34 protein-coding genes and 1 pseudogene are annotated in these 26,737 nt (G+C 35.4%); 24 read left to right on the top strand and 11 right to left on the bottom strand.

All coding sequences use genetic code 11. The annotated features are described in order from the left end of the window. Positions 1–16: 16 nt before the first annotated feature. From WFZ85_RS12540 to panB, 3 genes are all read right to left on the bottom strand, one after another. A complete protein-coding gene (locus WFZ85_RS12540; protein WP_342696646.1) occupies positions 17–1,366 on the bottom strand; it encodes a hypothetical protein in 1,350 nt (449 codons plus the stop codon). Positions 1,367–1,451: 85 nt separating this feature from the next. After that, on the bottom strand, positions 1,452–2,141 hold the full coding sequence (locus WFZ85_RS12535) for an RluA family pseudouridine synthase (RefSeq protein WP_342696645.1): 690 nt from the start codon (positions 2,139–2,141) through the stop codon (positions 1,452–1,454). Positions 2,142–2,242: 101 nt separating this feature from the next. Then, entirely contained in the window at positions 2,243–3,061 is an 819-nt protein-coding gene (panB, locus tag WFZ85_RS12530; RefSeq protein ID WP_342696644.1) for a 3-methyl-2-oxobutanoate hydroxymethyltransferase, read from the bottom strand. Between the two features lie 252 nt (positions 3,062–3,313). Here panB and WFZ85_RS12525 point away from each other — a divergent pair, with 252 nt between their 5' ends. From WFZ85_RS12525 to WFZ85_RS12505, 5 genes are all read left to right on the top strand, one after another. Beyond that, the gene (locus WFZ85_RS12525; RefSeq protein ID WP_342696643.1) at positions 3,314–4,477 is read left to right on the top strand and encodes a sigma-54-dependent transcriptional regulator; all 1,164 of its coding nucleotides are present in this window, start codon (positions 3,314–3,316) and stop codon (positions 4,475–4,477) included. 67 nt (positions 4,478–4,544) lie between these two features. Then, entirely contained in the window at positions 4,545–5,162 is a 618-nt protein-coding gene (locus WFZ85_RS12520) for a DEAD/DEAH box helicase (RefSeq protein WP_342696642.1), read from the top strand. 132 nt (positions 5,163–5,294) lie between these two features. After that, on the top strand, positions 5,295–5,510 hold the full coding sequence (locus tag WFZ85_RS12515) for a DUF2007 domain-containing protein (protein ID WP_342696641.1): 216 nt from the start codon (positions 5,295–5,297) through the stop codon (positions 5,508–5,510). 35 nt (positions 5,511–5,545) lie between these two features. Continuing rightward, complete coding sequence (locus WFZ85_RS12510; protein WP_342696640.1) at positions 5,546–5,791, top strand: hypothetical protein; 246 nt, start codon at positions 5,546–5,548, stop codon at positions 5,789–5,791. A gap of 1 nt (position 5,792) precedes the next feature. Beyond that, on the top strand, positions 5,793–6,095 hold the full coding sequence (locus WFZ85_RS12505) for a type II toxin-antitoxin system RelE/ParE family toxin (RefSeq protein ID WP_342696639.1): 303 nt from the start codon (positions 5,793–5,795) through the stop codon (positions 6,093–6,095). A 49-nt stretch (positions 6,096–6,144) separates the two neighbouring features. Here WFZ85_RS12505 and WFZ85_RS12500 read toward each other — a convergent pair whose 3' ends face one another. Continuing rightward, positions 6,145–7,347, bottom strand: coding sequence for an MFS transporter (locus tag WFZ85_RS12500; RefSeq protein WP_342696638.1), 1,203 nt, complete (start codon positions 7,345–7,347; stop codon positions 6,145–6,147). A 193-nt stretch (positions 7,348–7,540) separates the two neighbouring features. Here WFZ85_RS12500 and WFZ85_RS12495 point away from each other — a divergent pair, with 193 nt between their 5' ends. Continuing rightward, entirely contained in the window at positions 7,541–9,175 is a 1,635-nt protein-coding gene (locus tag WFZ85_RS12495) for an ABC-F family ATP-binding cassette domain-containing protein (protein ID WP_342696637.1), read from the top strand. A gap of 57 nt (positions 9,176–9,232) precedes the next feature. Next, complete coding sequence (locus WFZ85_RS12490) at positions 9,233–10,486, top strand: hypothetical protein (RefSeq protein WP_342696636.1); 1,254 nt, start codon at positions 9,233–9,235, stop codon at positions 10,484–10,486. Positions 10,487–10,519: 33 nt separating this feature from the next. Here the strand turns inward: WFZ85_RS12490 and WFZ85_RS12485 are convergent, their stop codons facing one another. Next, the gene (locus tag WFZ85_RS12485) at positions 10,520–11,329 is read right to left on the bottom strand and encodes a DUF6929 family protein (RefSeq protein ID WP_342696635.1); all 810 of its coding nucleotides are present in this window, start codon (positions 11,327–11,329) and stop codon (positions 10,520–10,522) included. Positions 11,330–11,356: 27 nt separating this feature from the next. On the opposite strand from WFZ85_RS12485, the gene WFZ85_RS12480 reads away from it, so the two are divergent. Then, positions 11,357–12,232, top strand: coding sequence for a PPK2 family polyphosphate kinase (locus WFZ85_RS12480; RefSeq protein ID WP_342696634.1), 876 nt, complete (start codon positions 11,357–11,359; stop codon positions 12,230–12,232). A gap of 49 nt (positions 12,233–12,281) precedes the next feature. Here WFZ85_RS12480 and WFZ85_RS12475 read toward each other — a convergent pair whose 3' ends face one another. After that, a complete protein-coding gene (locus tag WFZ85_RS12475; protein ID WP_342696633.1) occupies positions 12,282–13,304 on the bottom strand; it encodes a T9SS type A sorting domain-containing protein in 1,023 nt (340 codons plus the stop codon). A 104-nt stretch (positions 13,305–13,408) separates the two neighbouring features. On the opposite strand from WFZ85_RS12475, the gene WFZ85_RS12470 reads away from it, so the two are divergent. Continuing rightward, positions 13,409–14,776, top strand: coding sequence for an MATE family efflux transporter (locus WFZ85_RS12470; protein ID WP_342696632.1), 1,368 nt, complete (start codon positions 13,409–13,411; stop codon positions 14,774–14,776). A 220-nt stretch (positions 14,777–14,996) separates the two neighbouring features. Continuing rightward, positions 14,997–15,224, top strand: coding sequence for a hypothetical protein (locus tag WFZ85_RS12465; RefSeq protein ID WP_342696631.1), 228 nt, complete (start codon positions 14,997–14,999; stop codon positions 15,222–15,224). 127 nt (positions 15,225–15,351) lie between these two features. Here WFZ85_RS12465 and WFZ85_RS12460 read toward each other — a convergent pair whose 3' ends face one another. The 4 genes from WFZ85_RS12460 to WFZ85_RS12445 all read right to left on the bottom strand — a co-directional run bounded on the left by WFZ85_RS12460 (position 15,352) and on the right by WFZ85_RS12445 (position 18,018). Beyond that, on the bottom strand, positions 15,352–15,996 hold the full coding sequence (locus tag WFZ85_RS12460; RefSeq protein WP_342696630.1) for a response regulator transcription factor: 645 nt from the start codon (positions 15,994–15,996) through the stop codon (positions 15,352–15,354). A gap of 46 nt (positions 15,997–16,042) precedes the next feature. Beyond that, positions 16,043–16,831, bottom strand: coding sequence for a sensor histidine kinase (locus tag WFZ85_RS12455; RefSeq protein ID WP_342696629.1), 789 nt, complete (start codon positions 16,829–16,831; stop codon positions 16,043–16,045). Then, positions 16,807–17,457 carry a hypothetical protein gene (locus WFZ85_RS12450; protein ID WP_342696628.1) on the bottom strand — a complete coding sequence of 217 codons (651 nt, stop codon included), beginning with the start codon at positions 17,455–17,457 and terminating at the stop codon, positions 16,807–16,809. Before WFZ85_RS12450 ends, WFZ85_RS12455 begins: the two co-directional genes overlap by 25 nt. 75 nt (positions 17,458–17,532) lie before the next feature. Further along, on the bottom strand, positions 17,533–18,018 hold the full coding sequence (locus WFZ85_RS12445; protein ID WP_342696627.1) for a hypothetical protein: 486 nt from the start codon (positions 18,016–18,018) through the stop codon (positions 17,533–17,535). A 652-nt stretch (positions 18,019–18,670) separates the two neighbouring features. Here WFZ85_RS12445 and WFZ85_RS12440 point away from each other — a divergent pair. The 13 genes and pseudogenes from WFZ85_RS12440 to WFZ85_RS12380 all read left to right on the top strand — a co-directional run bounded on the left by WFZ85_RS12440 (position 18,671) and on the right by WFZ85_RS12380 (position 25,930). After that, on the top strand, positions 18,671–19,444 hold the full coding sequence (locus tag WFZ85_RS12440; protein WP_342696626.1) for a M15 family metallopeptidase: 774 nt from the start codon (positions 18,671–18,673) through the stop codon (positions 19,442–19,444). Positions 19,445–19,508: 64 nt separating this feature from the next. Then, a complete protein-coding gene (locus tag WFZ85_RS12435; RefSeq protein WP_342696625.1) occupies positions 19,509–20,048 on the top strand; it encodes a hypothetical protein in 540 nt (179 codons plus the stop codon). A gap of 30 nt (positions 20,049–20,078) precedes the next feature. After that, the gene (locus tag WFZ85_RS12430) at positions 20,079–20,747 is read left to right on the top strand and encodes a hypothetical protein (RefSeq protein WP_342696624.1); all 669 of its coding nucleotides are present in this window, start codon (positions 20,079–20,081) and stop codon (positions 20,745–20,747) included. 488 nt (positions 20,748–21,235) lie between these two features. Further along, a complete protein-coding gene (locus tag WFZ85_RS12425) occupies positions 21,236–21,937 on the top strand; it encodes a hypothetical protein (protein ID WP_342696623.1) in 702 nt (233 codons plus the stop codon). Positions 21,938–22,169: 232 nt separating this feature from the next. Beyond that, on the top strand, positions 22,170–22,748 hold the full coding sequence (locus WFZ85_RS12420; protein WP_342696622.1) for a hypothetical protein: 579 nt from the start codon (positions 22,170–22,172) through the stop codon (positions 22,746–22,748). A 30-nt stretch (positions 22,749–22,778) separates the two neighbouring features. Then, on the top strand, positions 22,779–23,183 hold the full coding sequence (locus tag WFZ85_RS12415) for a hypothetical protein (RefSeq protein WP_342696621.1): 405 nt from the start codon (positions 22,779–22,781) through the stop codon (positions 23,181–23,183). A 64-nt stretch (positions 23,184–23,247) separates the two neighbouring features. Then, the gene (locus WFZ85_RS12410) at positions 23,248–23,472 is read left to right on the top strand and encodes a hypothetical protein (protein ID WP_342696620.1); all 225 of its coding nucleotides are present in this window, start codon (positions 23,248–23,250) and stop codon (positions 23,470–23,472) included. Between the two features lie 23 nt (positions 23,473–23,495). Beyond that, the gene (locus WFZ85_RS12405; RefSeq protein WP_342696619.1) at positions 23,496–23,819 is read left to right on the top strand and encodes a hypothetical protein; all 324 of its coding nucleotides are present in this window, start codon (positions 23,496–23,498) and stop codon (positions 23,817–23,819) included. Between the two features lie 17 nt (positions 23,820–23,836). After that, complete coding sequence (locus WFZ85_RS12400; protein WP_342696618.1) at positions 23,837–24,283, top strand: hypothetical protein; 447 nt, start codon at positions 23,837–23,839, stop codon at positions 24,281–24,283. Positions 24,284–24,286: 3 nt separating this feature from the next. Beyond that, the gene (locus WFZ85_RS12395) at positions 24,287–24,868 is read left to right on the top strand and encodes a hypothetical protein (protein WP_342696617.1); all 582 of its coding nucleotides are present in this window, start codon (positions 24,287–24,289) and stop codon (positions 24,866–24,868) included. 53 nt (positions 24,869–24,921) lie between these two features. Next, positions 24,922–25,110, top strand: a complete 189-nt coding sequence (locus WFZ85_RS12390) for a hypothetical protein (RefSeq protein ID WP_342696616.1) — start codon at positions 24,922–24,924, stop codon at positions 25,108–25,110. Positions 25,111–25,167: 57 nt separating this feature from the next. After that, positions 25,168–25,721: pseudogene (locus WFZ85_RS12385) on the top strand (REP-associated tyrosine transposase). Beyond that, complete coding sequence (locus WFZ85_RS12380) at positions 25,718–25,930, top strand: fasciclin domain-containing protein (RefSeq protein ID WP_342696615.1); 213 nt, start codon at positions 25,718–25,720, stop codon at positions 25,928–25,930. The pseudogene WFZ85_RS12385 and the gene WFZ85_RS12380 overlap by 4 nt, the downstream one beginning before the upstream one ends. Before the next feature lie 52 nt (positions 25,931–25,982). Here WFZ85_RS12380 and WFZ85_RS12375 read toward each other — a convergent pair whose 3' ends face one another. Continuing rightward, on the bottom strand, positions 25,983–26,120 hold the full coding sequence (locus tag WFZ85_RS12375; RefSeq protein WP_342696614.1) for a hypothetical protein: 138 nt from the start codon (positions 26,118–26,120) through the stop codon (positions 25,983–25,985). Positions 26,121–26,468: 348 nt separating this feature from the next. On the opposite strand from WFZ85_RS12375, the gene WFZ85_RS12370 reads away from it, so the two are divergent. Further along, a partial coding sequence (locus tag WFZ85_RS12370; RefSeq protein WP_342696613.1) for a fasciclin domain-containing protein occupies positions 26,469–26,737 on the top strand: 269 nt, incomplete at its 3' end.

Here is a 26,737-nt window from a genome sequence, read left to right as displayed (position 1 = left end):
TAATAAAACTTGATTGCTACAAAAGAGCAAAACGAAATCCGGTGTAAAAATCAGCTTGCTTGCTATCGCTAGTTAAAGCAGAAAAAATAGAATTTGATCCTAAATAAAAGCCACCAAGTCTAAATCCAATGCCGATATTTGTGCCCGATATGTCATTATTACTGATTGGAATATAACTTTCAAAGAAACCTAAATTTATTCTTGGTGTTACACTTATGATATTCACAGATGTAATTTGATCATCAGCGCTGTCTTGATTCATTTTTTGTTGTAAATAGCCGGTAATGTAAACTTTGGGAACAATTTTAAAATCGCCATAGAGTGCAAACATCGTCGGAAGATTAACTCTAAAACTTGTTTGGTTGGGTTCTTGTGTTAAATAACCGTTTGCGATTAAAATGTCTTCAACATTTCTTAAATTATTTACATTATCAAATAAACCTAAGTCCAATCCTGATGGATTTTGAGGTGTTGGTTGTATATCTAAAGTATAACTTGTATTATAATTATTACTGTCTTTGAAATTCAAACTTCCAATATTTCGAATAGATGCGCCACCTTTAATTTTATATTTTGATTTACCGTCTTTCCATTGATATGTTATTCCGATATCAGTAGCCACACCATTTAATCCTCCAAAAACAGATTTTGTATAATCATCAAAATTCGAAAAACTATCGGCAAGACTCCCAGAATAGGCAATATTTAAAGTAGCAGGAGAATTTGTAGTTAAAAAGGCGCTACCGCCAACTTGTGTAATTGTTCCATCTAGTTCGCTTAAACCAAAATTAGAATAGGAACCAGGAAATAAAAATTTCAAAGTAATACCAGCATCAATTCGATGTTTATCATTTTCGAAAACAGTTCTTGCCGCAGAAAAACCAACTTCTCCATAGGAAACTCCAGCCAATCGTTGATTATCAGCAGTGCTGAGTTGTGTTATATTGATAGGTAAGTTATTATCAAAAATAGCGTTCCCAATAGTTGGATTAACATCAACTATATCGAATTTAAAGTTTGCTTTGGTAGTAATTCCAAAACCCCATTTCATAAATTTCATGGCAAAACTTGGTCCAATTATTTGACCATTTATTCGCATATTGACTGGTTCAGAACCTCTAAAAATTAACTCTTCAAGATTAGTATCCGAAGTTAAGTCGCTAAATCCAATTTTGTTATTGGCCACATCGAAACTTATTCCGTAAATGTTAACCTCAAATTTTTTAGAAAGATTTGAAAATTCTGCCGGATTCGTAACTCCATTTAAAATACCCACACGATTTGAAGTAGAAATCCCAGAAAAATGTTCCTGCGAATGACAGAATGAAAATAAAAAAAGCAACGCGACGATGATACGATTTTTCATGACTTTACATTGGTTTAAAATAATCTTGTTCTTATAACAATATAAATTTACGACTTTTTTAACAAATGTCGATAGAATACATTTTTTAAATCAAATCCCAGATTACATCTTTTGGCGTTGGTGCATAAATTGTTATACATTCCTTCGAAACTGGATGGGTAAAAACCAATTTCTTAGCATGAAGATGAATGCCACCATCAGGATTACTTCGATCAAAACCATATTTTAAATCACCTTTTATTGGACAACCCATCGCTTGAAGTTGCGCTCTAATTTGATGATGTCTTCCTGTATGAAGGTTGATTTCGAGAGCAAAATAATTGTTCAATTCTTTGATGATGGTATAATCCAAACTTGCTTTTTTGCTTTCGGGTACTTCTTTTAGATGCGCTTTTGAAGTATTATTTTTTTCGTTTCTTTTCAGAAAATGAACAAGCGTATCCGACGTTTTTGGTGGTTTATTTTTTACAATTGCCCAATACGTTTTCTGTGTTTCTCGGTTGCTGAACATCGCGTTTAGTCGTTCCAAAGCTTTGCTTGTTCGTGCAAAAACCACAATACCTGTTGTTGGTCTGTCCAATCGATGAACTACACCAAGAAAAACTTCTCCAGGTTTGTTGTATTTTGCTTTAATATATTCTTTTACAACTTCCGAAAGCGGTTTGTCACCCGTTTTATCACCTTGAACAATATCACCAACACGTTTATTGACCACTATAATGTGATTGTCTTCGTGAAGGATTTGGAGATTATCTTTGGTAGAAACTATTTTCATTTTAATTCGAACCATTAAGAAACTAAGAAAAATTAAGTCATTAAATAAATTGAAAAAATGCTTAATGAACCTTAATTTCTTAATGGTTTAATTTTTCGTTACTAATACTGTTCGCTAGAATTCGGAAAATCTTTCGATTTCACATCAGCAACATAGTTTCCAATCGCTGTCGTCATTTGTTCGTATAAATTTAAATAACGACGCAAAAATCGTGGACTAAACTCATTATTCATTCCAAGCATGTCGTGGATAACCAAAACTTGACCGTCAACGCCACCGCCAGCGCCAATCCCAATAACCGGAATAGAAATAGTTTTAGCCACTTTTTCGGCCAAAGCTGCCGGAATTTTTTCTAAAACCAACGCAAAACAACCCAACTTTTCTAGTAATTTGGCGTCTTCAATCAACTGTTCTGCTTCCGCATCTTCTTTAGCACGAACTGTATATGTTCCAAATTTATAAATCGATTGTGGCGTTAAACCCAAATGTCCCATCACGGGAATTCCGGCATTCAAAATACGCTTAATACTTTCCTTAATTTCGCTTCCGCCTTCCAGTTTTACTGCATGTCCGCCGCTTTCTTTCATAATTCTAATCGCCGAACGCAACGCTTCTTTTGGGTCACTTTGATAACTGCCAAAGGGCAAATCTACCACCACCAAAGCTCGTTCGATAGCGCGAACCACACCTGATGCATGATAAATCATTTGGTCCAGCGTTATCGGCAAGGTCGTTTCGTGACCAGCCATAACATTACTAGCCGAATCACCCACTAAAATCACATCAACACCAGCCGAATCAACAATCTTTGCCATCGTAAAATCATATGCCGTAAGCATTGAAATCTTCTCGCCATTCGCTTTCATGTCAAACAATGACTTGGTTGTAATTCTTTTGTAATCTTTTTTAGCAGTCGACATAACATTTAGTTTATAAGTCGTAAAAGTATAAAATCTATTTTTGATGCAACAAAAATCAACCCAAGAATGTGAAATTATACTACTTTTGTCAAAACTGATTTTGGAGCGAATCGTTTGAGCTATTTAAAAGCCATTTTCCTGCTTTTCGCGCTACACGGTAGCTAGCTTCAATCAGGGCTAAAACCGAAACCATTTGAATTTCAGTAAACTTTGCGAATTCGCTTTGCGAACTTTGCGGTTAAAAATAAAAATATGCCAAAAATATTAATCATCGAAGACGAAGCCGCCATCAGAAGAGTTTTAACCAAAATCCTTTCTGAAGAAAGCAGCACGTATCAAGTTGAAGAAGCCGAAGAGGGCATTCAAGGACTTGAAAAAATAAAAAACAACGACTACGATTTAGTAATCTGCGACATCAAAATGCCAAAAATGGATGGCGTCGAACTATTAGAAGAAGTCAAAAAAATAAAACCCGAAATTCCCATGGTGATGATTTCTGGTCACGGCGATATGGAAACTGCCATCCAAACCATGCGGCTTGGTGCATTCGATTATATATCAAAACCACCCGATTTGAATAGATTATTGAATACTGTTCGCAATGCCTTAGACAAAAAACAACTCGTAGTTGAAAACAAAATTCTAAAGAAAAAAGTTTCCAAAAACTATGAAATTATTGGCGAGAGCGAACCCATCAATCATATCAAACTCATGATTGATAAAGTGGCACAAACCGATGCTAGAGTATTAATTACAGGACCAAACGGCACCGGAAAAGAATTGGTTGCCCATCAATTACACCAAAAAAGCGAAAGAGCTAATGCACCGATAGTTGAAGTTAATTGTGCTGCAATACCTTCAGAGTTGATAGAAAGTGAATTATTCGGTCATATTAAAGGTGCGTTCACTTCGGCAGTGAAAGACAGAGCCGGAAAGTTTGAAGCGGCTGATGGCGGTACTATTTTCTTAGATGAAATTGGTGATATGAGTTTGTCAGCACAAGCCAAAGTGTTGCGCGCTTTACAAGAAAATTTAATCCAACGTGTCGGTGCAGACAAAGACATCAAAGTCAATGTTCGTGTCATTGCTGCAACTAACAAAGATTTGAAAATAGAAATTGCCGAAGGTCGTTTCCGTGAAGATTTATACCATCGCTTGGCCGTTATATTAATTAAAGTGCCTTCACTTAACGAAAGACGTGACGACATTCCGTTATTGATTGAGTATTTTACTGCAAAAATTGCCGAAGAACAAGGAAATGCACCAAAACAATTCTCAAAACAAGCCATTAAATTGTTGCAAGAATATGATTGGACAGGAAACATCCGCGAATTGCGAAATGTGGTAGAACGTTTAATCATTCTTGGCGGAAACGAGATTTCTGAAACCGATGTGAAGTTATTTGCAAGTAAATAAAGCGATAAGGGAAAAGGGATAAGGCAAAAGTCTAATTCCTTATCCCTTTTAACTTATCCCTTAAACAATGAACCTAAAAAAAATAAACCCAAACCTGCAAAAAGCACTCATTGAACACGGTTTAACCGAAGCCAATGACATGCAACGTGAAACATTTTCGACCCTAAAAAGTGGCGGTGATGCTGTTATTCAATCGCCAGCAGGAACAGGAAAAACTTCGACGATTGTCCTTACTGTTATTCAAAAATTAGAAAAAACACGAGACGAAAGTACACGCGCTTTAATTATTGTGGAAAACAAAGAAAAAGTTCAGGAAATGGAAGAATTGTTCCTGAAATTTGGCACCTACACTGATTTAAGTATTCTGGGCGTTCACGATAAAGGCGATATCGATTATGACAAAAACATAGTATCATTAGGATTAGATATTTTAATTGGCACACCTAATAAAATCAATGCCATGTTCTCCTCCGCTGGTTTTAACATTAACACTATTAAAATATTGGTTATTGATGATGCCGAAATACTATTTAGAAATCGGATGGACGCCGTTATTTTAAGGTTATCCAATAGTATTGAAAAAACGCAACGCGTATTTTTTTGTAACCAAATTACAGAAAGAGTTGAAGTTCTTGCCGAAAAAATTATGATTGAACCCGTTTTCTTTGAAATGGAAGATGAATAGTGTTCAGTTTTTAGTGTTCAGTGTTCAGTTTTTAGTGTTCAGTCGCAGTAATTAGTTTTAAAACTCCCAACTCGAAACTTCCCGTTTCCAACTTTTAAACTCTTAAACCTTTAATCCCTTAAACAAACATCCATGGGCCTAATAAAAATATTTTCAGGAAATGAAATCTTAGCTTTGTCATTACAGCAAAAAATAGAGGCAATTGGCGTAGCTACCGTAATTCGAAATAACAATCAAGCGAACGTTATTCCGAGTGTTCAAACCCAAAAAGCAGTTGAACTTTTTATACAAGAAATTGATTTTGGCAAAGCCAATCCAGTTATTGAAGAATTTCGGTTGAGTATTTAAAATTAGTATATTTGTTTAAAATACATTTATTTATTATGAACATAGCTGCAAAAAAAATCGAATTGATTGATTGGTTACTTCAAATAAATGATGAAAGTAAACTTAGGAAAGTACTAGCATTAGAAGCAGTTTTAGATAAAGAGGTAGTCGCTCACACAATAGTTGGTTATCCAGTCGATAAAGTGGAATATCTAAATATGGTTAAAGAAGCAGATGAAAGAATTTCATCGGGAAAATATATAACTATTGAAGACTTAGAAAAAGAGATTGAAAGTTGGTAATATGAAAACACCAATCAAAATTTATTCGGATAATCACGCCAAAGATGATCTAAAACTAATTTATGAATTCATAAAATTAAAATCCTTACAAGGCGCAAAAAATGTAATAAAAGATATTGTTAATCAGAGTAAAAACATTCATTTCACCGAACAGTATCAAGTAGATGAAATTCTTGGTGAGCCGTATCGAAGGATGATAGTTCGCGATTATAAGATAATTTATAAAATACATTCTGAGTCTGAAATTAGAATATTGCAGATTTTTGACACTCGACAAAATCCTAATAAAGCTAATTCTAAGTAAAATAAAATTTAAATCGTTAGCTATATATAGTTTTCATCTCCTAACTTTCTTAATTCCTAAAAGGCCCCAACTTACCCACCAAAACTGAAATTAATAGTCCGAATAGTCCAATAAGCGCAAATGAATACCTCAAATTAGTTAACTCGGCAATAAAACCAATTACTGGTGGACCAATCAAAAAACCTAGAAAACTGATACTCGTTACAATGGTCAAAGCAATACCTGTGGGTACTTTTTTGTTATTTCCAGCAATTGTAAATATGATTGGAATTACATTGGAAACGCCCAAACCTACCAATATAAAAGCAATCGAACACGATATTAAGTAGGGTAGCAGTACAGCCAAGTATAATCCAGCAGAAATAACCAAACCGCTTGTGATAAGCACTTTTTTGGCACCAAATTTTGCAACTAAAATATCACTTAAAAATCGACCTGAGGCCATGCTTATCATGAATAACGTATAGCCCAAAACTACCAATGCACCAGGCGCTTTTATAACTTCTTTAAAATAAACACCGCTCCAATCAAACATGATACCTTCGCTTGCCATGCCACAAAAACAAATGATTCCTAACCAGACCAAATTTAAGTCAGGGTTTTTCCAAAAAGAATAACTTTCGGTTACTTTTTCTTGCTTTGTTTGTCCTTTTAAAAGGTACTTGTAGTTGGAAACCACTATCAAAAGAACTAGAAAAAAAGCTATAATGAAATGCTGAAATGGACTTAATTCAAAAGAAAGCATCAAAAATCCAATTAATGCGCCAAAAAATCCGGCGATGCTCCACGAACCATGAAACGAACCAATGATGGGTTTTTCAAACGATTGTTGGGTATAAACGCCTTGGGTATTAATAGCGATATTGCAGTAATTACTAACAAAACCAAACAAAAATAATCCTCCAGCTAGTTGGTAACTTGTAGTTGCTAAGCCTAATAAAATCAAACTTATACCGTATATTATTAAACTTATTATTGAAATCGTGCGGCTACCATATTTTGTGACTGCTTTGCCCGAAAATGGCATGGCGGCTAACTGACCAAATGGCATTATAAAAAGTAAACTTCCGAGCAAACCTTCGCTTAAATGTAACGTCGATTTAATATCGGGAATGCGACTTGCCCATGTTGAAAAACAAAATCCCATACCAACGAAAAATAATGAAGTAGCTAGTCTCACTCGCTTGAGATAGGATTTTTTAGTACTGCCGAAGTTGTTTATTCTCTTGTCCTTTGGTTTTAAATTTTTCAAATTACTATTATTTATGTGAGGCATTTATATGGACAAGGTTGACTTAAACGGATTGATTTTTATTTTATTAAAATTCAAAATTAATGCTTTCAACCTAATTTTTCAGGATTTAAATTTCAATTTCTAAATTACTCTATATTTGCACCTTCAAAATCTAAGCAGTCTAACAATCCAAGCAATCTAAATATTCTAAATGATTACAGTTAACGACATCTCCGTACAATTTGGCGGGACAACTCTTTTTAGCGATGTTTCTTTCGCGATTAATGAAAATGATAAAATTGCCTTGATGGGTAAAAATGGCGCCGGAAAATCGACGCTTTTAAAAATAATTGCAGGGGAAGCAAAACCATCGTCTGGAAATATTTCGGCGCCAAAAGATGCCGTGATAGCCTATTTACCCCAGCATTTGTTAACTACCGATGGTGCCACCGTGATGGAAGAAGCTTCAAAAGCATTTAGCGAAATCTTTAAAATGAAAGCCGATATCGATGCCATCAATGAACAGTTGACCATTCGTACTGATTATGAAAGTGATGACTACATGAAATTGATTGAGCGCGTGTCTGACTTGAGTGAAAAGTTCTATGCGATTGAAGAAATAAATTATGAAGCCGAGGTTGAAAAAATTCTGGTTGGTTTAGGATTTGAAAGGGAGGATTTCGCGCGTCAAACTTCTGAATTTTCAGGAGGATGGCGAATGCGAATTGAATTGGCGAAAATACTTTTGCAAAAACCGGATTTGATTTTGCTCGATGAGCCAACCAATCATATGGATATTGAAAGTATACAATGGCTAGAGGATTTCTTGATTAATTCGGCGAAAGCCGTAGTGGTGATTTCCCACGATAGGGCTTTTGTGGATAACATTACTAATCGAACTATTGAGGTTACCATGGGCCGAATTTATGACTACAAAGCCAAATATTCGCACTACCTTGAGCTCAGAAAAGACAGGAGAATTCATCAGCAAAAAGCCTATGACGAGCAACAAAAAATGATAGCCGATAACATGGAGTTCATTGAGCGTTTCAAGGGTACCTATTCCAAAACGTTACAGGTGCAGTCGCGGGTAAAGATGTTAGAAAAACTGGTGCCTGTTGAAATTGATGAAATAGATAATTCTGCCCTTAAATTAAAATTTCCACCTTCAGTGCGCTCTGGGCAATATCCTGTTATTGTAAGGGATTTACATAAATCGTATGGTGAGCACTTAATTTTTAAAGATGCTAATATTGTTATTGAGCGCGGCCAAAAAGTAGCTTTTGTGGGCAAAAATGGGGAAGGAAAATCTACCATGATAAAAGCCATCATGAAAGAAATTGAAATTAATGGTGGTAGTGTAGAAATTGGTCATAACTCACAGATAGGTTATTTTGCCCAAAACCAAGCGTCACTTTTAGACGAAAATGCAACTATTTTTGAAACGATAGACAATATTGCTGTAGGCGAGGTTCGCACACAAATCAAAAACATTTTAGGTGCTTTTATGTTCCATGGTGATGATGTGACCAAAAAAGTGAAAGTACTATCGGGTGGCGAAAAGACACGATTGGCGATGATTAAGTTACTATTAGAGCCAGTGAATTTGTTAATTCTGGATGAGCCCTCGAATCATTTGGATATGAAAACTAAAGATATCATTAAGGATGCCCTGCGCGATTTTGATGGCACGCTAATTGTAGTGTCACATGATAGAGATTTCCTCGATGGCTTAGCTACTAAAGTTTTTGAGTTTGGACAAAAGCGAGTAAAAGAACATTTTGAAGACATTAAAGGCTTTTTGGCCCATAAGAAAATGGAAAGCTTGAGAGAAATTGAAAAATAATAAACGGCTAAAGCTATTTATTGTAATTTTAAGTAATCAATAACCAGTAATTAAATAATGATGAAAAATTTAGTACTCTTTTTATCGGTGCTGCTATCATTAAATGGATATGCGCAAAACGAACCTGAAGCCCTAGGACTTCCTGGCGACAATTTAAATCTTTTTGCTGTTTTGGATGTTTTTCAAAAATCAAAAACCTTAGAGGAGTTTGAAAAATCACTGAATGACGAAAGCAAAAAATTAAACAATTTAGACTTGAATAATGATAGCAAAGTAGATTACATTAGAGTGGTTAGCGAGAAAGAAGGCACTGCCACGCTTGTTATTCTTCAAGTTTTTGTAAGCGAAAAAGAAAAGCAAGATGTAGCGGTGATTACGGTATCAAAAGATGCAAAAGATCAAATCGCGGTACAGGTAATAGGCAATGAAACCTTGTATGGTAAAGATTATATAGTAGAACCCAACGCTAGCCAAGTAGCAGGAACACCAAATCCAGGCTACACTGGCGGTGGCACTACGATAATTAACAATACCACCAACAATTATAACACGACTAACAACACGACTACTAACAACAATGATAACAACAATGGCAACTTTGCTTCTGTAGGTGCATGGCCCATTGTAACGTTTATGTTTTCGCCGATGTTCGTTCCGTATAATTCTCCTTTCTACTGGGGATATTATCCGCCTTATTGGAACCCTTGGAGCCCAATGTATTTCAATAATTATTGGGGTTATCACGGCCACTTTTATGGAAATGGTTTTTATCGCAGGTCACCTGTAATTGTCAATAATCATTATTACAATGGGTATTATCCTAGAAGGAATAACTCGGTAATCGTGGTGAATACTACAAGAAATAACGGCTATAGAAATACTTATAATGGTGTAAATTATAGAAGACCTGATGCACCATCGCAGTCTACAAGACCTACTACTACAACGGGTACGCGACCATCGACAAGACCAACGTCTACTAATGTATCGGGCACGCGACCATCAACAAGACCTACGTCTACTAATGTATCAGGCACGCGACCTGCTACAAGACCAACGTCTACTAATATATCGGGCACGCGACCTGCTACAAGACCAACGTCTGTAAATACATCGGGCACAAGACCATCAAGTAGACCTACTTCAACTACTATGTCGGGCACACGCTCAGCAACGCGACCTACGTCTGTCAATACACCCAGTTCAAGACAAACTCCTCGCTCAGCAAGCGGTAGTCCGAGGTCATCAGGTGCTAGTTCAAAGTCAACTTCAGGGCAAAGTGCTGGTTCAACTAGAGCTGGCGGACGATAGAAATTGAAACTAAAGATAGTTTTTGTTCAAAACCTATTTTGATAGGGTCAATTTAAAAATTGTAGTTTCCAAAATATCAGTGTCATTATCTTCACAAAGCAGCAATTCCATTTGAGTTGCTGTTTTTTTATACAAGGTTAGTCCTTCAAACTTTTGGTAGTCAGAGATAACATGCGTGAATTCAACAGTAAAAGTCGCACTATCTAGACAACCTATCATACTGCCCAAGACCTCGCCATCATCATAAGTTGAGGTAGTATCTTCGGCTGCTGCCAGAAAATAGATTTTATCTTCTACTAAAATCGCATCCGTAAAAGTGGCTTCAACATGTTTGATCTTGGGTAAGGTGATGGGAATGAATGTAATTTCTTGCTCCATAATTACTATACCATTTTTAGCGTTACTACCATTTCCTCTTTGAAATAAATGAAGTACACCGTCTTTATACAAAGCGCCTTCAATATTTAGTTCATCAGAAGCAATGTCTAATGTATCTTGAATAGCGCTATAAATGGGTTTCAAATCTTCGTGCGCTATTTTTGAAGTAGTTAAATCATAAGTAAATTTCTTGTTTCGATTTTCGGTAGAACCAGAACCAAAAATACTAAGCGAGTTACCTTGTAACGTGATGGCTTCAAAGTCGAATTTTTCTTTTTTAATCATGTGATCTTGACTGTTTTCCACCAAAGCAATTTTGGTTAAGTCCTGATTGTTGAGGTCATATTGGTACAAATAGGAACTACTATCAGATACAATGTAAAGCATATCATTCGTGTACACAAGACCAGAGGCAGCGCCAATGCCGATGATTTCGAATAAAGGGATAAGTTGAAATTTTTCCATAAGTTTACAAATATAAAAACTAACATTATGAAATCCATAAATCCTGACGATTTTCGAGTGATTGATACTATCGAATTGTCAAAAATTCCCACTGAGTTAGCTATCGATAGTGATGATGACGAGAAAAAAGAGGAATTAGTAAAAATTCAACAAAAATTAAGCAAACGACAAGATGCAATGTATGCACACAACCGTCATGCCTTTTTGATTTGTCTGCAAGGCATGGATACTAGTGGCAAGGACAGTTTGATACGCGAAGTATTTAAAGAGTTCAATCCGCGTGGCGTTGTGGTGCATAGTTTTAAAACACCCAATTCAACAGAGTTAGAACACGATTATTTATGGCGTCATTATTTGGCTTTGCCCGAAAAAGGAAAGTTTGCCGTTTTCAATAGAACGCATTATGAAAACGTATTAGTGACTCGGGTGCATCCGGAATATATTTTATTTGAAAATTTGCCTGGCATTGAAAAAGTAGAAGACATTACGCCGAAGTTTTGGGAAAACAGAATGGAGCAAATCAATAATTTTGAAAGCCATATTGCACAAAATGGAACCACTATTTTGAAGTTTTATTTCCATATGAGCAAAGAAGAACAACGCAAGCGATTGTTAAAAAGGCTCGAGCAACCCGAAGATAACTGGAAGTTTTCGACAGGCGATTTAAAAGAGCGCGAGCGTTGGGATGATTATATGCTTTATTATGAAGAGGCTATTAATAAAACGGCAAAAGAGCACGCACCATGGTTCATTATTCCTGCAGATGATAAAGAAATGGCACGCGTTATTGTAGCAAAAATAATATGGGAAGCGATGCAAAAACTAACCGACATAAGCGAGCCTGAATTAGACCCAAAAGTAAAAGCAAACATTGATTTTTATAAGGAGCAACTTAGCAAATAAAAAAAGGTACTAATTTTTAGTACCTTTTTTTTATTGGAGAATTCAAATATTATTTGACTATAATTTTTTGTGTAAATCTTAATTGGCTGCCATTGGTTATTTCAACAATATAAACACCAGGATTTTCAATAGGATTTACAGTAACATCATTCGCATTTTCCTGCAATGAAATTCTTTTAGTTTCTATTTTTCTTCCCTGAATATCGTAGATGCTTAGCGTTGCATTTTCTAAAATTTTATCAGAGTTAATAGTTAAAATACCGTTAGCAAGAGCACCAGTTGAAACAATAAAATTTGATTTCTCGAAAGAATCATCGGCTAATGTTGGAAAAATTAATCCTGTCCAAGAACCAGAAACACTTATTAAACCAGCTCTACCTGTTGGTAATCCAATAGAGGCATTTTGTCTAAAACTCATTCGGTCAATAGCGCCAATCGCATCGGTACCAGTAGTGGTGGCCATGTCTGGAGTTGCAGGTTCTCCTAAGCTCATTGTTGGATTAACATACAGTCTAACTGCGTCATCTGTTGTTCCAGCGGCTCGGGTATATTTTATAATTAATAAGTGATTTGTATTATAACTAATGGCTTGCGAAAAATAAAACACATTACCATTTGCTTTGCTGATTCCTACATAAAACCCACCACCAAAAGATTGTAAAGTAATTCTAAATGCTACGTTTGTATTACTACCGCTCATCACTCTAAAAAAATCGGTAGGTGATGCACTAATGGCATTTGAAATATTTATAACCATTCCGAGATACAGATTTGTAGCATTTGATGCAGTAAAAGCCGTACCGCAACCGTCTTTGTCAGGTGCAATTTGAATTGATTTTGGAGAAGAACCATATTGACCATAGCTTATAGCAGTGGATAAAACTTGAGCATTGCTACAAATGGCACCCGTACAATTTCCTAAACCACCAGCATTAGCACTATTATTTGTCCAAGTTCCTTGCCCGCTCAACTGCGCTCCCGTCGTATAAGTATTAAAATATTCTCTAAAAATATTTTGAGCTGATAATAAATTGAAACAGAATAAAGAAAGTAGGAGTAGATTTTTTTTCATATTTATAAATTTTGCGTAAATATAACAATATTCCAAATTAAATGACGTCAATTTAATATCCATAGTTTTAAACTCATTACTTTTGCACACTTAAAAAAAGTACTTTGAATTTAGCAGCCTATACTAAAGAATTTCGATATAATTTACAATTGGCTTACCCTGTTATTCTCGGGATGATTGGTCACACCTTGGTTGGAATTGTAGACAACATTATGGTGGGTAAAATTGGTCCGACGGAATTGGCTGCGGTCTCGCTGGGCAATAGCTTTATTTTTATCGCCATGTCACTTGGTATTGGTTTTTCTACCGCAATCACTCCTTTAGTGGCTGAAGCACACGGAAAATCGAATAAAGAAGAAGGGCGATTGGCCTTTCACCATGGCTTGTATTTATGTACTATTTTGGGTTTCCTGCTTTTTGTCTTTGTTTTCTTTTCCAAACCTTTGTTGTCTTTTATGGGACAACCCGAAGATGTGGTGCGATTGGCAAAACCCTACCTCGATATCGTGGGCTTTTCATTGGTTCCGTTGATTATTTTTCAAGCTTATAAGCAGTTTGCCGATGGCATGAGCGAGACCAAATACTCGATGTGGGCAACAATTATAGGCAACGTAGCCAATGTCATCATCAATTATTTATTTATTTACGGCATTTGGATTTTTCCAGAGTTGGGCATTATCGGAGCGGCTATCGGAACTATTGCTTCAAGAGTTATCATGCTTATTTTTATGCATTATATAATGAAAAGCAAATCAAAGTTTCATTACTATTTTGAAGGCTTTCGACTAAAAGAAATTAAGAAAGAGACCAACCGTAAAATCATTAAAATTGGTTTGCCTTCCTCGATGCAAATGTTTTTTGAAGTGGCGCTGTTCACAGGAGCAATCTGGCTTTGCGGAATGATAGGCACTACTAGCCAAGCCGCCAATCAAATTGCGTTGAGTTTGGCCTCTTTAACCTTTATGTTTGCCATGGGGTTAAGTGTCACTGCCATGATAAGAGTGGCCAATCAAAAAGGCCAAGAAGACTATATCATGTTGCGAATAGTAGGTCGTTCCATCTTTATATTGGCCGTTATTGTCGAGATTGTTTTTGCGTTGCTATTTATTATTTTTCACCAAGTGCTACCTTATATTTTTGTCAATACACAAGATATAGCGACTGTGATAGAAACCAAAGAAGTAATAGCGATATCAGCGCAACTCTTGATTGTGGCCGCATTTTTTCAAATATCTGATGGTATTCAAGTCGTGGTTCTTGGCGCTTTGCGAGGGTTGCAAGATGTAAAAATCCCCATGTATATTACCTTCGTGGCCTATTGGGTTATCGGATTTCCGATTTCTATTTATTTGGGATTATATACTAATTTAAAAGCCGTTGGCGTTTGGCTAGGTTTGTTGGCCGGATTGACAGCAGCCGCACTTTTTTTGTATATTCGCTTTAACTACTTAACGAAAAAGCTTTTGAAGTAAAGAGTAAAAAGTAAAAAGTAAAAAGTAAAAAGTAAAAAGTAAAAAGTAAAGAGTAAAAAGTAAAGAGTAAAAAGTAAAAAGTAAAAAGTAAAAAGTAAAAAGTGAAGAGTAAAGAGTGAAGTGTGAAGAGTAAGGAGTAAGAGTAAGGAGTAAGGAGTAAAGAGTAAAAAGTAAAGAATATAGATACTATAATTAAAAATAATCACTAATCACTAAAACAATGCAACTACCAAAATTTGTACTCGCCGACAACTCTGATTTTCCTGATGACATCTTCATCATTCATCTTGATTTTCCTCGTTTTATCATTAATTTGAAAGACGACGAAGTGGAATTCTTAGAAGATTTAGAAGGCGAAGACGAAAAAGAATTAGAAAGCGAAATGGAACATCTAATCACCTTAGCGGGTGAATTTTATGATAAAGAGATGAAGGCTTACGAGGAGTAATAGTGACTGTTTAGTTGTAAAACTATTCCGTTTTTGTGCAGTTGCCTACGCTTCTATTTTTTTTTTGGCACTAATTAACAGCTTATTTAATCATTAAATCTGTGGGTCAGTGGCGACTAAAACCACTTTAAAACAAATCCGTTTTAATAGCAAAAACCGCTAATCCTACTCGGGATTTGATATTGAGTTTAGTGCAAAGACTTTCTTTATAGTTTTCTATAGTGCGAACGCTGCAAAACATTTTACCAGCAATTTCCTTATAACTCAAATCGGTGGCTGCATACCCTAGAAATTCTAACTCTCTGGCGGTAAACGATTCTTTGAGTGCCGCTTGGATTTTTTCTTGATTCTCCTCATGGGTGTGGATGGTCGTCGCGGCCCAGTCAGGATAGAAAAAACCTTGAGTAACTAGTTTTTGCAGGGCTTCTTCTAAATCGGTGGGATAGGTATTTTTGAGCAAATAGCCCTTGGCTCCATTTTTTAGCATCTTAATGACGCTGCTTTCTTCGTTTTGCATACTCAAGGCCATGACGGCAATGGTAGGATGGTTTTGGGTAAGCCATTTTGCGGTTTCAAAACCGTTCATGATAGGCATACTCACGTCGAGTAGCACAATATCGGGAAGGTTATTTTTGTCTTTAAATTTTTCTTGCAAGTCTACACCATTTTCACATTCATAAAGTACCGTAAAATCGTTGAAGTGGGCAATAATACTGCTTAGTGCTTTGGCAATAAGGATGTGGTCGTCTACAATTACTATAGTATGCTTCATAAAATGAGTGCCTTTTTTGGGTAATAGGAGCGAAGGTAGTTATAATTTAAAATATATTCACATCGTTGGGCACCACTACTTTTACAACCGTTCCTTGTTTACTGCTAGAAATGGTGAATTGTCCGCCCAGTACGGCTACTCTTTTCTTCATGTTTTGAATGCCGATACCGTTTGATTTGCTTTGTTTCACATCAAAACCTTTGCCGTCATCGGACAGTGTTAGCGTGATACCCACAGTAGTTTTATCGAGCGCAATAGTGATGGATTGACAATCGGCATGTTTAATGGCATTCTGAATAAACTCTTGCGTAAGGCGCAGCAACACACTTTTCACCGCATAGCTTTCCTGTATAAAGGCGTGCTCTTGGGTCACCTGCAACTGGCAGTTTTTTATAGTTTTTATTTTTTCGCTTTCTTGTTCTAAAAGTTGCGGTAGCTCATTGTTTTCAATAGTATCGTCGCAAAGGGATTTTGACAGCTGTCGCAATTCGGTTAGTGCCTCGTTGATTATGCCATTAATAGAAGCTACATTCACAGTAGCCGACTCTATTTTATTCTCATAAATTACTTGTTGAAGATACAAACTGGCCAGCGTCAGTTTCTGACCCACATTGTCGTGTATTTCGCCGCCTATCTCTTGCATGGTTTTCTTCTGCATTTCGAGTTGTGTCGCCAATAGCTCTTTTTGATGCGCGTCTTTTTCATGTTTTAATTTGAGTTCACTAGCTCTTTTTTTGCGTCGGTACTGTGCTATATACAGGAAAATACCGCCTATAAATAGTAGAAAGAACAAATTGAAAACAATGGTAATTAGTAAGTATTCGGTTTCCCCCATAGAAATGACATTGAAAAAAGTAAGTACATCAAATGATTTGCGATATAAAAAAATAGGTAGTAATTCATATAAATGATATCGTTTTTAAGGATGATCGCATAAAACGAAAAAAACGGCAAGGTACCAAGGTAAAGCAGGCTTACGCCCAAATTGATATAGAACATTTTATTCTCTTTAAACTGCAATATGCTATCAGAACGAATTTGCTTTAAATATTCTAAAACCAATAATAGGGCGAGTAAAAAGGCACCCACCACATAGTTGAACGAATAAACCATAGAACCGTGGTTTTCCAAATACCGATGGGGTAAAAACGAAAGCAAATACACCAGCGAAAAAATCCAAAACAGCTTTTTATTGTGAAACGATTGCCACGCATAGAGCCAATAAAAAAACACAAACTCTATTGGAATAATGATAAACCCAAAAAACAATTTCCTGTTGACGTGTTCGTTAAATACTTCGGTTAGCGCTGACACTTCGACACAAAAAATAAACAACAAGTAGTATAAAAACCATTTCCAAGGGGTGTTTTTAATGGTTGCATACCTATAAAAACCTGCCGCCACCGCCATGCCTTCCGCTAGGATTAGGGTTTTTGATAAAACTACTAGTATATCTTCCATTACAGTAACGGTTCCTATAAATTATAGTTTCAAAGTTACTTTTTAAATCAATATACAAAAGCAGTTGTACCATTTTTAAAACCATGCACCTTCTAAGGACTTGGGTGGAAATAAACCCCCGTGATTTTGTGCCATGACGACAACATCGGTGCCTGCTGGTTTGACACCCGTATAAGTGCTACTATCAAAAGGGTCAAAATCATGAACAACGCCCTTGATTTCAATAGTAGGAACCGCTATCAAGGTGTGCAATTTGGCATAGCGCGAGTCGACCATGGCGATTTCGGCATTTTCCTCGTTTTGCCAATTGTTTTCGCTGGGATAAGCCGCATAATAAAACCGAATGCCAAGCTGGTCGACTGGTATTTCGGCGTGTCGGGCTACTTCTGTCTCAATGGTGTGGATGAAACTTTTCAATTGCTGGAGTGAAAAATGGGCTGCCGTAGCATCAAAAGCCATCGGATGTGTAGGTGAGGTTTCAATAGCCTGCAACTGGTTGTTTTTGTAGTTGGTCACCATCGTTTCTACTAGTGCCATTTTTAAAGTGTGCCTACTCTTCATAAGATTACATTTTTAGTTGATGGGGCAAATAGACTATTTATTTGTTTATGAAAAAAGGGGGATTCCCGCAATTCGAATTGCGGGAATCCCCCTTTTTTGGCATTACAATTAACCTCAACTTTGTCCCAAGCATAGCAATTAACTGTTTCATAACAGTCACAAAGCCTTGCCCAGTGCCGCTTTATCGAGAGTAGTTGCTCAAAAATACGGCAGTTAGTTAGTTTGTATAACAGTCCTGTTCTTCACATTTTCTTAGTGGTTTGAGATATATAGACAGGACTGTTTTTTTAAAAAAAGAAGCAAATAGTATGTATAAAAAAATTAAAGCAGCCTCGCGTTGCCCCGATAAAGTAGAACGCCTGAAAATCGCAATAGGTTATATACTCATCGTGCTGCCCGCTTTGGCACTGCTGTGTTGCACGCTATATATATTAAGTTAGAAATACTATGGACGAAATACGAAATACGAGCTGAAAAGTAGTTAAAGCAATTTATAATCTATAATCTATAATCTATCATCTATCATCTATCATCTATCATCTATTATCTATCATCTATCATCTATAATCTATTGTCTATCATCTATCATCTATCATCTATCATCTATCATCTAAAATCTATCATCTAAAATCTAATATCAAATATCAAAAACATGAAACTACTAAAACAAGGTAACACAGGAGCAGATGTTAAAAAATGGCAATATTTCCTGCTGGGACAAGGTCATTATGTGGGTGCGGTCACGGGGATTTTTGGACCTGAAACCCATAAAGCTTCAGTGGCTTTTCAAAAAGCCCATCGCCTGCAACCCGATGGTATCGTAGGCAACAAAACCATAGGCCGGGCGATGCAACTCGGTTTTGGATTGCTCAACGATAGTCGAACCGATATCCTGAGCGAAAACTTTCCGGCTAAACCCGCTTTTTCACCATTGGTAACCAATGCCGAGCGAGCGAAACACTTTGGCACTATCCGCTTTACCCCGAATCCCGTGCCAGGCAATCGAGAAAACATTGCCATTACCAATAACTGGGACAAGAACCATATCATCAAAATTAATATACCCCAACTCATCCCCATCAAAGGCACGGGCACGGTATATTTTCATAAAAAAGGCGCTGACCAACTCCGTTCCCTTTTTGCCGACTGGGAAGCCGCAGGGCTCATGCATCATGTGCTGACATGGGATGGTGCCTATACACCTCGATTTGTTAGAGGCAGTAACAAGGTGTTGAGCAACCACGCCTTTGGAACGGCATTCGATATTAACATGGCTTGGAATAGGCTGGGTGCCATTCCGGCGCTCGTGGGTCAAAAAGGAAGTGTGCGCACCTTAGTGCAACTGGCACACCAAAACGGCTTTTACTGGGGTGGTCATTTTAAACGAAAAGACGGGATGCACTTTGAAATTGCCCAAATAAGATAACCCAACTGCCATGTCCCAAAACAAGAACAAGTAAACCAAAAACCTACTATAAAATACCCCAACGATGATACAAATTATACTGAGAAAAAGTCTAGGATATGAAGGTCATAATTTAGACAAACTGGAGAAAGCACTAGAAATAATGGAGCGCGTGGTGAACAGCGAATTGTTTCAAAACAAAATCTTGTACTATGAGTTTCATTACCGCAAAAAACTATTTGGCGGGGCTATCGATTTTCCCTATACCAGCAGCCAAGTGCTCGAAATCATAGAAAACGCTGTCAATTATCCAGGCAATACTGCGCCTCACACTATCGACCTCTATCTAGAGTTGCTCCACGGCAAAAACAGTCGCCTGGCTAACAACGGACAACACCGTGAAAAGGAAATTTATATTGATAAAGCCCAATTTGAACAAATGACCAGCAAGCAAATAGCCAATTATCTTTTTCACGAATGGTTGCACAAACTAGGGTTTCAACATGCTCGTTACAACCTGCCTTTTAACAAACGAAATCAATCGGTGCCCTATGCCGTGGGGTATTTTATAGAAGAACTCGCCGATAGAGTAAAACCCAGCTCGCCAGCCGAAAAGAGCAACTAGAGTAGGCATAATAGATAAAGTATAGAAACTATGAATTTAAGAACATTTTACAGACAGTATGGATTAGAGTTAATTCCCGTAGCACTCGAAAGTTTAACTTTTGGCAAATGCGTTTGGGACGGCGGTTGGTTTGACACGCCCTCATTTACCCGCGATGGTATGCCCAACTATATTTATAATGCGTTTGCCGCTCAAGGGATTATCACCCTCGAGGAAAGTGACGCCATCTTAGACCGATTTAGAAAACTACCCCAAGAGAATGCCTCGTTTGCCAATATCAACATTGAGCTAGCCCTTGAAGATGCCTTGAATATAAAACTGCAAAACCATTTAAATATCAATGCCAATTTTGATATGAAGCGAATAGCCTCCTTTACCATCAGCAACTCCAAAGGCAAAGAAATGCCCAATCGGGATTTCATCCTGCTCGATGATATGCTCGACCAAATCAAAGAGCACCACTGGGACGAGTATAAACGGGGACTTCGACGAGCCTATATCATCACAGAACTCTATTATGGAACACTATCCTTAAAAATTGATACCGATGTGGCTGCCGATTTTGAAGCGTCGCTACCCGCCAGTCACTTACAAGCGGCAAACAAACTACAGCTAGGACGAACGCTAACCTATGCCTTTGAAAACGCTACCGTGCCTTTTGCCATGCGACTAAAACGCGTCAAACATTTTAATAACTAAAAACTAGTACACATCCCACCATGAACACCATCCATGCACCACCCGAAAAACTTTGATATATACCATCCCTCGTGCGGTATAGGTATAAAACAAGTTGGATATATAGTATCCCTCGTGCGGTATAGGTATAAAACAAGTTGGATATATAGTATCCCTCGTGCGGTATAGGTATAAAACAAGTTGGATCTATAGTATCCCTCGTGCGGTATAAGTATAAAACAAGTTGGATATATAGTATCCCTCGTGCGGTATAGGTATAAAACAAGTTGGATATATAGTATCCCTCGTGCGGTATAGGTATAAAACAAGTTGGATATATAGTATCCCTCGTGCGGTATAAGTATAAAACAAGTTGGATATATAGTATCCCTCGTGCGGTATAGGTATAAAACAAGTTGGATATATACTATCTCTCGTGCGGTATAGGTATAAAACAAATTTTAAACATAAAAATCGAAAAAATACATCACTAATAAATAATTGAAATTATGAAACCCAATCCAAGAATGCTATTCGGGAATATTTTTGACGATAGAAATATGACCCCCAATTACATCGAACGTTTTGCATTAGACGTACAAGCAAAACTTACCGATAACAACGGAAGCAACGAGTATGACGATGTACTCAACACTTTAACTACTGCCTTAGTCCCGTTTCAACAGGAGCTAAGCGAGGTAGACACCACCTTAAACACACAAGTGGGTAAAACCCTGACGGTGGATAATTTTATTAAAGAATTTAAAGCCTATATGCAAAGCAAATACATCAATATTGCGGCGGCATTGGGTGGTGAAAAAACGCCCGAATTGCTTGAATTTTACCCTCGTGGAAAATCAGAATACACCAAAGTGACCAAAACCCAAATGCCCACTATAGTAGAACGATTAAAAGTAGCCGCTGTAAAACACCAAGTGGCAATAGGTGCCACGATTAGTGGCGAGCTACAAGGACTAGAAACAAAATGGAAAACACTTCGTGAAAATCAACTACAAGAAAAAGCGGCCGTAAAAACCAACCGCACCGATAGGAGCGTGGCACGCCGCGATGTAGAGATTGCTTTGTTAGAAACCATTCACTTCATAGGAAAAAAGTTCCCCGGCGATGTAAAGCGTTGCCTGAACTTCTTCAACTTTAACTTGCTCTTTGCAGCACGCCACAAGAGCTTAGAAGATCCTAAGGACGAATAGGAGAGGAAAACAACAACTTTGTCAAAGTTTAAAACTTTGACAAAGTTTTTAAAAAATAATACTTTATATTAGTTGCAGCCAAAACAACGACTAACAGTAGTTAGCGCAATTCACACGAGATTGGTAAGATTGGCGGTGAGGTTGTGAGGGGGATTGAGGCTCAAAGTCGGGTTGCGGGCACGGATTGCAAATCCGCGCTATCGGGTGTGTATAATTATAATAAAATAATATTATGAAAAATCAAGCAGTATTATTACTATCTTTCATATTATTGTCAAGTTGTGCTCAAAAAAGATACATTACAGAAGTAATTTCAGATAAAGAAGTAAGTATCTCATTAATTAAGACATTTAACGAGACCTATTTCAACTTAAACATCCCATTAGAATTTCATCTTGATTTAAATTCAGAAAAGTTATACAGTATAGGGCATTATTATATCAAAGGAAATAAATCAATGTTGAAAGGTGATGATTATCTATTTTTTGATGCAAACACAAATAAAAGGTTTTTACTTTTTGATGGTTTTGGAGCGTTTAATTATCCAAAAAAAATTTATTTATATGACAGGCAATTAAGACTAAGCAAAGAAGAAGTTTTAGTGTTAATAAATAAATATAATCCAACTGCAACTATTGATGAGCTTCAAACAAAAAACGATACAATAAAATTAATTTCTTATAAACAGTATAGAAATGACAATCCAAAATTCCTAGAGGATATGCGAAAAATACCAGACTCACTGACTTTCTCAATATACAAATCGGGTAAAAAAGAAAATATACTTACATCAACAAAAATTAATTGGTAAAAAATTCTTTAAAACCAAGATTTAGAACAAATGAGACAAATGATACCCGAGTTAAGCAGTAATAATGAGTTTAATTTACCATCTTTATCAACTTTTGTTGGATTTATACCCAAAGTACCCAATATTGGTGTTTATGCATTTGCATTTTCACTTGCCGAGGAATTAATTATGCAACTCAATGAGGAACAAGACAAGATTATAAATGAAAGTTTTTGGTTAGAGTGGCAAAACACAAAGCGACAAGGATTGGACAAAGTTTTACGTTTTATTGACAATAATGATTGGGCTGAAAAAAATGGTTTTGAGTATATTTACCTTAGTCAAGATATTTTGCAATTATTTTTTAAAGGAAAGTTTAAAACTTTCGAGAGTTTAAGAAATACTTCTTTAGAAAATGAAGACGAAAAAAAATGCGTTGTTATAAGTCATCGTTAAACTAATAAAATACTTGGTATTTCTAATGACATAGTTGATTGTGTAATTATAAATAATTAAATCAATGAAAGCAACAATAATATTTACTATATTACTTTTAATTAATGGATGTAAGAAAGAAAACTATTTTAAAGAAGTAATTTCAAATAAAAAAGTTTCACTTTCCTTAGCAAGATCATTTAATAAAGAGCAATTGGTATTAAATATACCTTTGGAATTTAATTTGTTTTTAAATAAAAAAAAATTAAAGATGTTAGAATACGTTTTAGAATTGACAAAAAAAGATTAATACCAGCAGAGGAATATATGGTAATGAATGGTAAAACAAATAAAATCATTTATGCAATTGAAGATCTTGAATATCCAAATTATCCAAAAAGTATTTTGTTATATAATCGAATAAATTTCATTAGTAATGAAGAAGCAGTAGCATTAATTAATAAATATAATCCTAATGCAACTTTACAAAGTTTAAAGACAGAAAATGACACAATTTATTTAGAAGTTTATTCAAAATTTCGAACTTCTGAATTTTATTTTTTAAGTGAAATGCGCAAAGTTCCTGATACAATTTCACTCAGTATTGGATTTAGTGGTGGAAAACAAAAAGTGTTTAAAGAAAGAATTAATTGGTAGTTAAGTAAATGTATGAAATGATACCAGAGTTGAGCAGTAATAACGAGTTTAACATGCCATCATTATCTACATTTGTTGGTTTTATTCCTGCTTTAAAAGTATATACTTTTGTTTTTTCACTAGCCGAATATTTATTATTAGAACAAATAGAAGAACAAAATAAAGTTATAAATGAAAGTTTTTGGTTAGAATGGCAAAATACTAAACGTCAAGGATTAGACAAAGTTTTACGTTTTATTGACAATAATGATTGGGCTAAAAAGAATGATTTTAAAACACTCTCTATTAGTTATCAAACCCTTCAAGATTTATTTAAAGGTAAATTTAAAACATATCAAAAATTGAATGATGCTAGTTTTGAAAAAGATGAGCAAAAACCATATATAGTTGTATGTTATAGAGTGTTAAATAATGCTCTCGGAACTTTTACAGATATTGTAGATTGTATAATTATTAAGAACTAATTTATGAAAGTTAATATTTTTATTGGACTGATATTTGTTATGGTAAATTGTAGTTGTGCTGAAAAAAAGTACATTAAAGAAGTCATTTCAGATAAAAAAGTTTCTATTATTATGCGAGAAACTTACAATGATAAATACCTAGTACTACTTATTCCATTAGAACTTGAATTAAATTTAAACAGTGAAGAAATTTTTAGCATCGTAGATTATTATGAGAAAAACAACTCTTTGATGGAATTAGGTGAGGATTATATTTATACTGATAAAGCTGATAATAAAGTTGTTTTAGGTTTTGATCGTTTTAAAACATATAATTATCCTAAAAATATTTACTTAATCGAGAGAAAAAATAAAATTACTAAACAACAAGCATTAGAATTGATAAAAAAATACAATCCAAACGCATCACTTGATAAAGTTAAGACAAAATATGATACAATACCATTAGTTTCTTACAAACAATATAGGATAGATAACCCTAAGTTGCTCGAAGAAATGCGGAAAGTCCCAGATTCTTTAACTTTAAGTATATCTATAAAAGGTAAAAAAGAAAATATTTTATCTAAGTTGAAAATTAATTGGTAAAAATCATAAAAAATTATTTCTGGCTAGAGTGGCAAAACACAAAACGTCAAGGATTGGATAAAGTTTTACGTTTTATTGACAATAATGATTGGGCGGATAAAAATGGATTTGAAAAAGTATTTGTAAGTCACGAAGTTTTACAACGACTTTTTAAAGGAAAATTTAAAACTTTACAAGAATTGAATGAAGCTAGTTTTGAAAATGATCAAGAAAAAAAATATTTGGTGGTGACTTCCCGATAGCGCGGATTTGCAATCCGTGCCCGCAAACCCGCAAACATAAGTGAATAAACATAGAATATGTCTACAAAATATAAAGCCACAACAACAGAGGAAGCTTATTTTATTACCATAACAACAGTTGGATGGATTGATGTGTTTACACGATTAAATCAAAAGCAAGCAGTAATAAACGCATTGCAATATTGCCAACAAAATAAAGGATTAGAAATTTATGTTTATGTTATTATGAGTAGTCATATCCATTTGCTTTGTAAAACTACTGATGGTTTTATCTTATCGGATGTCATCAGAGATTTTAAAAAATTTACTTCTAAAAAAATAATACAAACCTGTCTTGACGAACCTGAAAGCAGAAGAGAATGGATGTTAGCTTATTTTCAAAAGGCATGTGAACATTTAAAAAGAGAACAACACTATAAAGTTTGGCAAGATGGTTATCATGCTGAAATAATTTATAGTAACTCTTTTATAAAGCAAAAAGTAGAATATATTCATAACAATCCTGTTAAAGATAAAATAGTTTCACTACCCGAGGATTACTATTTTAGTTCTGCAAGAAATTAGGTGGCTTGGATAATGATTTAGAGGTTATTTTACTAAATTTGTTTTGAAGTGGTTTGCGGGCACGGATTGCAAATCCGCGCTATCGGGTCAGAATATTACAATTAATATAGATACAGTTGCAAATGTTACCACGGTCTCTGTTACTGATGCCAACACAACAACTGCTGATTCTGAAATTGGAGCTAGAGATATTAGATGTACAAATGGTATAATTCACAGAATAAATAAGGTTTTATTACCTAACTTAGGTAACTAAAAATACAATTTAATAATATAATAGGGTTGACTTTAATTTGTCAACCCTTTTTTTATGGATTCAATTCAAATACCTTTTTACTATTAAACGCTTTTACAGCATCTATAATTACATTTTCTATAAATCCTAATCCTAAAGCTTGCAAAGCGCTTTCGATTGTTTCTCCTTTGGATGCTCCTTTTTTATCCATTCTACGTTGGATAACAAATAACTATTTTGGATAGCAACTAAAACCATAGACGTTTGATTGAGCAATAATTTGGCTCAAATCCGTTTAAACCTAAAACAATACTGCTTTAATTATTGAATGTATGAACTAGTCTACAATGGAGTAAAAGTCTATAGATTTGGTTTTGCAAATTAGAAGACTGTCAAATAAAATACCATTTTTGTGATAAAAAAATATATAAGAATATCAATACAATATAGTAATAATCAAAAAAAAAAAAATTATTTTATAAATAATACGCAACCATTTTTTGTTTTTGTAATCATTAAGAAAATTAAAAAAATAATTAATAATTTAAAACAAAAAACAATGAAAAAATTTTCAAAAATTATCGGAATTGCATTATTATCTTTAACTATTTTCTCATGTAGTGATGATAACAACAACACTCCTGCTCAGCAAACAATTACAGACATTGCTGTTGCCAATCCAGATCTATCAATTTTGGTTACTGCACTTACCCGTACTAATCTAGCTGGCACTTTAGATGGTTCAGGGCAATATACTGTTTTTGCTCCAACAAATGCTGCGTTTACAACATTTTTCACTTCGCTTGGTGCTAATGTTACTGTGAATAA

The sequence above is a fragment of the Flavobacterium aureirubrum genome, assembly GCF_038739835.1.
GTDB lineage: Bacteria > Bacteroidota > Bacteroidia > Flavobacteriales > Flavobacteriaceae > Flavobacterium > Flavobacterium aureirubrum.
Note: the sequence above shows the minus strand (reverse complement) of the source record. Positions and strands in the feature narration are given on the sequence as shown.